We start from the raw sequence: 9394 nt of genomic DNA on the forward strand, positions 1-9394 counted from the left end.
CACCGTTCTACTGGATCTCCGTCCTCATGTCCTGAGAACTCGCGTGCTTGACGGCACCACGAAAGCCTTAACTACCTGGCCTTGGGGCAACTCCACCCGCGACCAGATCACCACCGCGTTCTCGACTGCAGTGACCAACCCGCCGGAGTCCTCGACGTCGACTGGTGCGGGCTCAAACGGGTCACGGATGACGATGCGTCGGTCGCGCACCAACGCCTTGCCTCGGAGAAGTCTCGGAACCCAGGCGTAGGGGTTTGGCGTGAGTGGTCCGTGGTTGTCCATCCGGGTCAGGCTAGCTATCTAGGGTCTAGGCCGTGACCTGGACCCAAAATTCGTCGCTGTCAAGGATGCGCTGCTCGCCGTACCAGACTTGCAAGGCGGTGCCGCCGTCGCGGTTCTGGGTTGCGTCTATCAGGCGGTGGCTGGCGTCCTTACCGCTCGTGTACGTGCCATCGTACGTCGAGGCGAAGGGATATTCGTCGCACTCGAGGCCCAGCGGCCGGGGGTTCGGCTCGTCCCTGCAGGACTCCGTGCGGTTCTCCGCGATGTCCGAGGGGTCTGTCAGCCGCGTTAGCGGGACGTCGCCCGGCTTACCCTCTGGCCAATTGGTGGCCTGGGCGTCGGCGATGTGCTGGGCGTACTGAGGACGCAGTGCCTTGGACACCTGGTGGGTGGGGACGACCTTGTGGAACACGCACCCGTAGTAGGCGTTGGTGCCGGGCGACCTGTAGTCGCAGCGCAGGGAATCCTGGTTCAGGTTGATGGCCTGTCCGGTGTTGGCGCCATCAACAGTGCCGGTTGTTTGTATTCGCACTGTTTGTGTCTTACGCGACAGAAGGGATAATTGTGACTTCTCGGCACATCAAGCCGTTACGCGCGCTGCTGCTCCTCGGCCGTGAGGCCGGAGACTGTCAGGAACTCCTCGGGGCTGGTCGGGACCCGGTCAGGATTGTCTCGCCACTCACGCATGAGCACGAGCTCCTGGTCATCGCCCGGGGCAGGGTCTACTCGGTCACGTGGGCAGTTTCGAACACCCTCCGACGACACCACGCATCTAACCTCGAGTAGCCTTCGTGGCCCATGGAGGGGGGCGCTGATGTGGGAAACGATCGAGCTGCACGAGATCAGGACGTTTCTGACGTTGGCCGAGGAGCTGCATTTCGGGCGGACAGCCGAGCGGCTGCACCTGACCCAGTCACGCGTCAGCCAGGTTATCCGCGAGCTTGAGCGACGCCTGGGCGGCATGCTCTTCGAGCGCAGCAGCCGCCGGGTGACGCTGGCCCCTCTCGGGGAGAAGCTCCTGCAGCGGATCCGCCCGCACTATGAGGGCCTGCACGCCGCGCTGGCGGAGGTCGCGGAGGCCGCGGGAGGCGTCACCGGGCGGCTCCGCGTCGGTCTGGCGACGATGATGGCCGGCGGTGACCGGCTGGGGGAGATCGCCCGGACCTTCGAGAGGCGGCATCCAGGTTGCCGGGTGCAACTGGTCGACATCGGGCACGACCGTCCGCTGCTCGGGCGGCTCGACGACGATGTGGACCTGCTGGCCATCCGCCTGCCGATCAACCGGCCCGGATACGCGATCGGTCCGGTGCTGACCGAGGAACCGCGCGCCGTCATGGTCGCCCGCAATCATCGGTTGGCAACCCGCGAGGCCGTGACCTTCGAGGACCTGGCCGACGAGACCGTCGTCAGTATCCCCAACGCGCCCGAGGAGATCATCGCCGAGCTCTATCCAGCGCGCACGCCGAGCGGTCAGCCGATCCATCGAGGACCGCGGCTGATGTCGATGACCGAGATCCTGGCGCATGTCGCACTCGGGGAACTCGTGCATCCGACGGTAATGTCCACGGAGAGGTACTACCGGCACCCGGACGTGGTCACCGTGCCGATGCCCACCGAGAGGCTGTCGCGCAGTGGGCTGGTCTGGCGCACCGGCCGGCTCAACCCGGCCGCGCAGGCCTTCGTCAAGGTGGCTGAGGAACTGCTCGCCGGGACCAACGACGGTCCGGGCCGCCTTGATCCAGGTGAGCCGCGCTCCGATCGATGAGCCGTACCACTGGCTGCGATGAGGAATCGCCCATTGATCGGCATCCAGGCTGTCCCCCACCATGGCAGAGCCGGTCCATCGCGGACTGGACCGATCAATGTGGGGGATCTGACTCACCGATGAAGGTTTCGGTTTATCGATGGTCCGCACTCGCCAATTGGCGGCGATCGTGTAGGTGAGCAGCATGGGCGGTTAGGGAAGCTCTCGCACGAGGCCTGTTGGCACGTGTACGAACTCCACTCCAAACCCTGCTGGCTGTCACCGGAAAGAAGCAGCAGCCGGTCGACCGTCATCCACACGGCCCGCCCGAGGGGCCGGATGCGTTCAGCCCGCGCCGTCGCCGTGGGCGGAGCTTGGCAGTCCCAGCACAATACAAGACAAGGCAAGGAGGCCAGCCGATACAACGCTGGGCATTGTCGTGCTGATCGTCGAGCCGGGCGACTTTCAGACCCGGGCTGTTCACCGGGTCCAGTGAGTGCGGCTCGCATCCGATCTGACGCACATCCGCAGCTGGCATATCCCGGCACTGCCGAACGCCTGCGAAGTCCCTATTCGGAACACATTCTTCACTACCGCACTTATGGTCCCAAGAGGAGCGATCACATGAGCCAGTCGACCCAGCAGTTGGGCGCCGACCACGTTGCCACAGTCCGGGAGTTCTTCCGCCTGCTGTCCATGAAGGACGTGACGGGTTGGGGCGAGCTGTGGCATGCCGACGCGATGATCATGGTGCCCTACCCGTCGGACGGATTCGCGTCGGTCATCCGTGGAAAGGACGACATCATCTCCGGCTTCCACGGCTTGATGGGCAACTTCGAGACCTTCGACGCCCAGATCACCGGCATCTATCCCGCGGTCGACTCCGATGCCGTCTGCGTCGAATACCACAACGTCGCCACCTTGATCGGCGGAACGGAGTACACCAACGACAACATCGCCGTTTTCCGTTTCACGGATAGCCTGATCAGCGAATATCACGACTACTTCGATCCTCGCCGCTTCCAGGTCGTTGTGGATGCCCTGCTCAAGGCCTGACGCTAAGAGGCCCTAACAAAATGATCTGGAGCCGTGTCATGTGACGCTGCTGGTCGTTGATCTTCGCGTGAAGAAGGGCGAGCGCCAAGCCGGGCTCGAAACACCACGTCATCACCGAGGGAGGAGGCATCCCCCTCGCCGTCTCCCTGACCGGCGGCCACCAGGCGTCTTGGCCCAGCCCGCTGTGGCTCTAGCCGCGGACGTCGATTCAAGTCACGGTGGGGACGTGAAGCCTGTCTCGATCGTGGTGGCCGTGGTCGGCGCGGTGCTGGTGGCGGTAATCGTCTGGGTGCTGGGCCCAGGGGCACGCTGGGTGCTGGAACACGTCGACGGGGTGGCGATCGGCGGGCCGACAGGGCTGGTCGGCAAGGACCTAGCGGAGGCCCTGGACGCGGTCCGGGGCCGCGCGCTGGCTGTGGCCACCGGGCTGGCCGCGCTGGTGGCGGTGTTCTACACCGCGCGCAACGCCGACACCGCCCGCCGTACCTTCCAGCTCGGCGAACGCGGCCACGTCACCGACCGCTACGGCAAGGCCATCGAGCAACTCGGCAGCGCCCAAGCCCCGGTCCGCCTGGGCGGCCTGTACGCCTTGGAGCAGCTGGGGCAGAACACCCCTGACCCGGCACTACGGCAGACGATCGTGGACGTCATTTGCGCGTACCTCCGGATGCCCTACACGCCCCCTCCCGACCAGGTCGCCAAGGCCGAGCCCGTCGATCAGCCAACTGCAGTCGCCACGCCCTCGGGCGGTCGCGATTCACGCGAGGCCGCCTCACGGCCCAGCGCATCCTCGCCACCCACCTGCGCTACTGGTCTTCGCCGCTCCACCGCAGGTGGCGTCCGTCATCTGCCAACCCCAACCCACGGCACTGGCCCGACATCCGGCTCGACCTCACCGGCGCCACGCTTCTCGACTTCGAGCTGATCAACTGCCGCGTTGGTTATGCCACGTTCCATCGGGCGACCTTCAGCGGTGACACCTCGTTTCCGAGGACGACCTTCACTGGTGACGCCGATTTCGACGAAGTAACCTTCACCGGTGACGCCAGGTTCACCAACGCGACCTTCACCCGTGACGCCGGGTTCAGCGAAGTGACCTTCACCCGTGACGCCTGGTTCAGAGAAGCAGCCTTCACCGATCCTGCCAGGTTCGACGAAGCGACGTTCGCCGGATTCGCCGAGTTCGGCGAGGCAGCCTTCAGGAGTGTCGCCTGGTTCGACGGGGCAACCTTCACCGATACTGCAAGGTTCGACAAGGCGATCTTCGGCGATGACGCCAGATTCGACAAGGCGACCTTCACGGGTGACGCCAGGTTCAACGAGGCGACCTTCACTGGTGATGCCAGATTCGACGAGGCGACTGGGCTGGGGAAGGCGGAGCTGCATGGGGTGCAGGTGTTGCCGATCGAACCGAACGGGCAGCGGATATGGCTGACGGCCTGGCAGGAGATATCGGATGGCAGCGGAGGATGGACCCTGCGGCTGGTCACCGCACCGGACGACGATCTCGATGGCGAAGACGAGGGCGGAGCTGCTGCGGCCGAACCGGCGTCCCCGCTCTAGCTACCAGACCCTTACCGGGCCAGGGCCCTGTGTTGGGACAACAGTTGGGACCTTTCGATACGCGCCCCGACAACCATAGTTGTGTCCGGCGCGCCGTGCTGGTCGCGGGTGCGAGGTGGGCGTGGCCGGGCTGGATTCGAGTTGTCGTGCGCCTCAGGGGTGCGGGAGCAACTGGAGCTGCCTGAACCGAACGTCACCCCGCTGGACCGTCGGCGCTGAGAGACGTGCCAGTCCGCTACTCACTCCCGTGATCATCCGCCCGGCGAGAGGCTGCCATGACGCCAGGTGCCTGGCCGATAAACCGTGAAGTCACAATGCAGGCCGGAGGTCTATCGTCTGACCATGGCCTTCGAGGGTGAGATCCGCAACGGCGCTGGCGACGGCAGACAGCCCGAACAGGTCTGGATCCCTGTCGGGCTCGTGCTGCTGGTCGGGCCGCCGGCCTCGGGCAAGAGCTCTTTCATCCAGGCGCTGATCGACCAAGACAAGATCGATCCTGAGGCCGTCGTGTCCAGCGACGCCATTGCTGAGCACTACCTCAACACTTCTGTTGACCGTGAATCAGCCGACCCCCAGATCTTCCAGGAGCGAGATCGCCGAGTCGCTGCGCGACTTGCGGCCGGCTGCACCGCGATCGCTGAGTCAACCAACGTGCTCCCTCACGCGCGCGCCAGGCTGCTCGCCATAGCCAGCCGGCTTCAGATGCCGGTCACCGCACTACGCTTCACCCAGCCCGAGAAGGTCCTGCTGGAGCAGAACCAGGAACGGAGGAAAGCCCTGCCGGCAACCGAGGTCTCCCGATACGCGGCACTCATGGCCGAGTACGCCAGCACCGGCCAGCTCTACGCAGAAGGCGTGTCATTGGTCCAGGACGTTCCCGGACGCGCGCAACACCGCACCGCCTCCCAGGCTGCGCGGCTCTTCGAGTTCCGCACGGCCAGCTGAACACCCGGGCGATACTCGGCCTGGCCGCCGGGACGAGGTCACCGCGGGGGGAGCGCCCCTGCCCGGCGTCGACACGCCAGCGAACACGGCGCCAGTGCGTGCGGGATATGGACCACCTCGTCGGCCCTGTTGCCGGGACGGATGCAGTCGCCACTGCGGACGACCAAGCGACGCTTCGATATCCGGTTGCCGGTGAGATTCTGGCCAACTACTAGTTGGCAGATGAGCGAATCGCGGTTGTCGGACGGCGTCGTCACTTTGTCCCCGCTGTGTCTGGATGATCTGGATGCGCATCTGGCTGGCGAGGACGATCAACTGGTGCGGTGGCTCAACGGGGGCCCGAGCACTCGAGCTGGAACCGAGGCATACCTGCGCAGGTGCATGCACGAGTGGAGCACCGACGGTTCACTGCGCGCCTTTGGGATCCACGTCGACACCCAGGCGGCCCTGGTGGGCACCATTGACCTGCGGTTCGGGCTGGAAGACTTGGCCGACGGCCAGGTGAACATCGCCTACGGGCTCTACCCGAAATGGCGGGGGCGGGGCCTCGCAACCCGCGCGGTCCATCTGGTTTGCCAGTATGCAGCCGCACAAGGGGCGACACAGGGAGTGATCAAGGTGGAACCGGAGAACGCCGCGTCCGTCGCCGTCGCACAGCGGTCCGGCTTCCGCTACATCGCACAGATCCAAGGTTCGGACGGTATCCAGCTCAACTGCTACGTCCGTGATCTGGCGGCAAGAAGCTTCAACACGCAGACTTGACGGGGAATGTTACGGCCAGGGCGAGCCCCTCGTCTACACGCGAGTGGAGCCGAGCGTGGTCGTGGAGGTCGCAGTGGATGTGGCGGCTGAGCACGGCCGGTGGCGGCACGCCGCAAGGTTCATGCGCGTTCGGACGGACCTTCATCCACGGCACGTCCCGAAAGGGCTCGAGCTCGACGAGTTAACCGCGGAGCGGTGCCCGACCCGCGGCCAGGGACGTGCAACAGGCAGACGGCCGCGGTTCCGCGCTGTCCTGTCTTGTTTAACATGAGGCATCGGAATGCCTCTGACCTGCGGTGCCTCAAATTGGATGAGACACGCGGAACGAAAGGCGTCTCACTGATCATGAGGCAGATTCCTCGTATGTAGTTTGGCCTGCCGATGGTCCTTGCCAGAAGCTAGGCGGACTCTCCGCTCGGCACCCTGGCAAGAGGCACGCCACGCAGGCTGAGCAGCACCATCGCGACGCACCCGCAGGCGAGTGCGATGTCGGCGACGTTACCCACGAACGGGCCGTAGTCGATGAAGTCCACGACGTGCCCGCGGGCGAAGCCGGGCTCGCGGAAGAGCCGATCGCCTAGGTGGGACACCGCGCCGCCAAGCAGCACACCCAGCACGAGTGCCCAGCCGGAGGAGGCCAGCCGACGCGCGGTGTAGAGAATGCCGACCACTGCGGCTGTCGCCGCCAGGGCGAACACCCATGTCGCGCCGGTGCCTAGGGAGAACGCGGCTCCGGCATTGTAGAGCAGCCGAAAGTGAATCAGAGGAGGGATCACGGCGACGCGCTCGCTGTCGGACAGCTTGGCGACCGCCCAGAGCTTGGTGAGCTGGTCCACGAGAAGGACCACCGCGGCCAGCATGAGCATCATGCCGTACAGCCGACTCGAACCCCGCTCTAACCGCATCACTCTTGGCCTCCGTGCTGTGCAACTAAGATCTCCTCAAGACTACTGGGACGCCTCCTGAGGTATCCATGCGAATGCTTCATGATCGGTAAGACATGCCTCGGGTCGAATGAGACCGAACGCGCGCGGCTCCCCGCGCACGCGGGGATGGTCCCGGCGTGACCAGCCCACCATCGATGAAGGCCATTACATCGACGACCACGCGCTGGCCCAGATAACGGCCTGCCTGCCCGTCTTGGGTGCGGCAGCGGGCGAGACGGTATCCGTCACGACCGGCGGCCAGGTGCGGGATCTCTCTGGGTTCGGCGAACCGCAGGTGATGCGCATGCTGCTCCTGCAGATCCGCACCGGCCGCCCCATGAGCGAGATCGTCCAGTGCGCCTTCGATTGCCTCTCCCCGGCGACCGACCGGGCGATTCAGGCCGCCGAAGGCGAGCAGGTGGCCCGCTTCCACTACGCCCAGACCAAGATCGGCCAAGCGCCCGACACCATCCTCGTCGACGCCGAGGTCGTCGCCGTCATCGACGAACAGCGGCACTGGGTACACCAGCGGTTCGGTCAGCCGACCCGGTTCCTGTTCCCGGCGCGCAAAGCCAACGCCGGCGGCAGCAAACCGTTCCCGCGCGGCACCTACGCCCAGGTCCTGACTGCCTTCAGCGACGTTGCGCAGATCACCGACAGCACCGGCCGAACGGTACGGCTCAGCCACACCCACCGCTTCCGACACACCCGCATCACCCGCCTGGCCGAACTCGGCCTGCCGATCCACGTACTGCAGCGCTACGCCGGGCACGCCAGCCCGTCCATGTCGATGCACTACGTGGCCCGGCGCGATGAACACGCCGAGCAGGCCTTCATCGCCACCCGCAAGTTCAAGGCCGACGGCACCCAAGTCACCTTCACACACGAGGACCACGACGGGCTGCACCTGTTCAACCGCGCCGACCGGTTCCTGCCCAACGGCTACTGCCTGTTGCCCCCGCTGCAGTCCTGCGACAAAGGCAACGCCTGCCTGACCTGCGGCGTCTTCGTCACCGACGACAGCCATCAAGCTGGGCTGCGCCGACAGCTCGCCGAAATCGACGCACTGATTGAACGCACCGCCGCCGCCTTCCAAGCCTGCTACGGCCAGCCCATGCCCGGCGACAACGTCTGGCTCAGCCAGCGCACCGCCGAACGCCGGGCCCTTGCCCAGCTGCTGGCGGCCATGCGTGCCGCGCCGGGCAGGGCGCTCCAAGGAGTCGGCGCCCCGACCACCCAAGCCGGCGCCCGTGCGGCTGGCCCGGTGCCTGTCACCATCGATACCCGGCCGCGAGAGAGCACCTCGTGACCACCTCGACTGCTCCGGGCGCCGACGGCAACGCCGCTAAGCGCGAGCGCCGGATCGCCGCCCTGCGCGCGGCCGCGCAGCGCAAATCCGCTATCAAGGTCAAAGCTGCAGAGGATGCCCTGCGGCGCCTGATCAAGAACGGCACCCCGGTGTCCTTCCAAGAGGCTGGCCGCCAAGCGGGCGTCTCCCACTCCTTCCTCTACGGCCACCCTGACCTGCGTGAGCGCATCGAGAACCTGCGCCACCAGCACTCATCCCAGCGCGGGCCAGGCAAAAGCACCGCCCGACCGACCGCAAGAGCCCGATAACGTCGTCCTGGCGCTCACCGCCGAGATCACACGGCTCAAGGCCTGCCACCGCGCCGAGCTCGCCACCTTGCGCGCGGCCCTTGAGCAAGCACATGGGGAGAACCTCATCCTGCGCCGGGAACTCGCCGGACGCGGTAGCTCCTAACGGACACTCAAAGGATCACGTCCCATACCATACTGAAATCTCATACTGTCCGATATTCGCCTCCTGTAGCGCTGGCGTCGCTGCTCGCCGGTTGTTGCGTCCCATTGAATCTGGGGCAGTCCCGTTGATCATGAGGTGTTTGATCGTTCGTTCCACGTATGTGAGGCATTTGTCCTGTCTCAAGGGGCTTGGCGTCTGTCTCAGTGAGTTGGCGCGATTCCCTGCCGTGTCACCGAGTTGGCGTGACGGCCCGCCGGGAAAATCTTTCGAAGGCACCGCCACTGACCTGCCACCCTGGTGAGATGCTGCTCAAACTGACCGGCTCCAGCTGTTCAGGCAAGACCACGCTCGCTT

Annotated in this window: 10 protein-coding genes; 8 read left to right on the forward strand and 2 right to left on the reverse strand. The window is 65.6% G+C overall.

Annotated elements, in window-relative coordinates:
• Positions 1 to 307: 307 nt before the first annotated feature.
• Entirely contained in the window at positions 308 to 814 is a 507-nt protein-coding gene (locus ACIBHX_RS52205) for a NucA/NucB deoxyribonuclease domain-containing protein (protein WP_397076500.1), read from the reverse strand.
• A gap of 282 nt (positions 815 to 1096) precedes the next feature.
• Here ACIBHX_RS52205 and ACIBHX_RS52210 point away from each other — a divergent pair, with 282 nt between their 5' ends.
• From ACIBHX_RS52210 to ACIBHX_RS52235, 6 genes are all read left to right on the forward strand, one after another.
• Entirely contained in the window at positions 1097 to 2047 is a 951-nt protein-coding gene (locus ACIBHX_RS52210) for a LysR family transcriptional regulator (protein ID WP_397076501.1), read from the forward strand.
• Between the two features lie 603 nt (positions 2048 to 2650).
• The gene (locus ACIBHX_RS52215) at positions 2651 to 3082 is read left to right on the forward strand and encodes a nuclear transport factor 2 family protein (protein WP_397076502.1); all 432 of its coding nucleotides are present in this window, start codon (positions 2651 to 2653) and stop codon (positions 3080 to 3082) included.
• Positions 3083 to 3308: 226 nt separating this feature from the next.
• On the forward strand, positions 3309 to 4007 hold the full coding sequence (locus tag ACIBHX_RS52220; protein ID WP_397076504.1) for a hypothetical protein: 699 nt from the start codon (positions 3309 to 3311) through the stop codon (positions 4005 to 4007).
• The gene (locus ACIBHX_RS52225) at positions 4007 to 4645 is read left to right on the forward strand and encodes a pentapeptide repeat-containing protein (RefSeq protein WP_397076514.1); all 639 of its coding nucleotides are present in this window, start codon (positions 4007 to 4009) and stop codon (positions 4643 to 4645) included. The genes ACIBHX_RS52220 and ACIBHX_RS52225 overlap by 1 nt, the downstream gene beginning before the upstream one ends.
• Before the next feature lie 342 nt (positions 4646 to 4987).
• Entirely contained in the window at positions 4988 to 5590 is a 603-nt protein-coding gene (locus ACIBHX_RS52230) for an AAA family ATPase (RefSeq protein ID WP_397076506.1), read from the forward strand.
• A 222-nt stretch (positions 5591 to 5812) separates the two neighbouring features.
• Positions 5813 to 6352 (forward strand): GNAT family N-acetyltransferase, encoded by a 540-nt coding sequence (locus tag ACIBHX_RS52235; protein ID WP_397076507.1) that lies wholly within the window; start codon positions 5813 to 5815, stop codon positions 6350 to 6352.
• 398 nt (positions 6353 to 6750) lie between these two features.
• Here ACIBHX_RS52235 and ACIBHX_RS52240 read toward each other — a convergent pair whose 3' ends face one another.
• Entirely contained in the window at positions 6751 to 7257 is a 507-nt protein-coding gene (locus ACIBHX_RS52240; RefSeq protein WP_397076509.1) for a signal peptidase II, read from the reverse strand.
• 109 nt (positions 7258 to 7366) lie between these two features.
• Here ACIBHX_RS52240 and ACIBHX_RS52245 point away from each other — a divergent pair, with 109 nt between their 5' ends.
• Positions 7367 to 8587 (forward strand): tyrosine-type recombinase/integrase, encoded by a 1221-nt coding sequence (locus ACIBHX_RS52245; RefSeq protein ID WP_397076510.1) that lies wholly within the window; start codon positions 7367 to 7369, stop codon positions 8585 to 8587.
• Positions 8584 to 8895 (forward strand): DUF6262 family protein, encoded by a 312-nt coding sequence (locus ACIBHX_RS52250; protein ID WP_397076512.1) that lies wholly within the window; start codon positions 8584 to 8586, stop codon positions 8893 to 8895. Before ACIBHX_RS52245 ends, ACIBHX_RS52250 begins: the two co-directional genes overlap by 4 nt.
• Positions 8896 to 9394 lie beyond the last annotated feature (499 nt).

This window comes from Nonomuraea sp. NPDC050536 (assembly GCF_044457685.1).
Lineage (GTDB): Bacteria > Actinomycetota > Actinomycetes > Streptosporangiales > Streptosporangiaceae > Nonomuraea.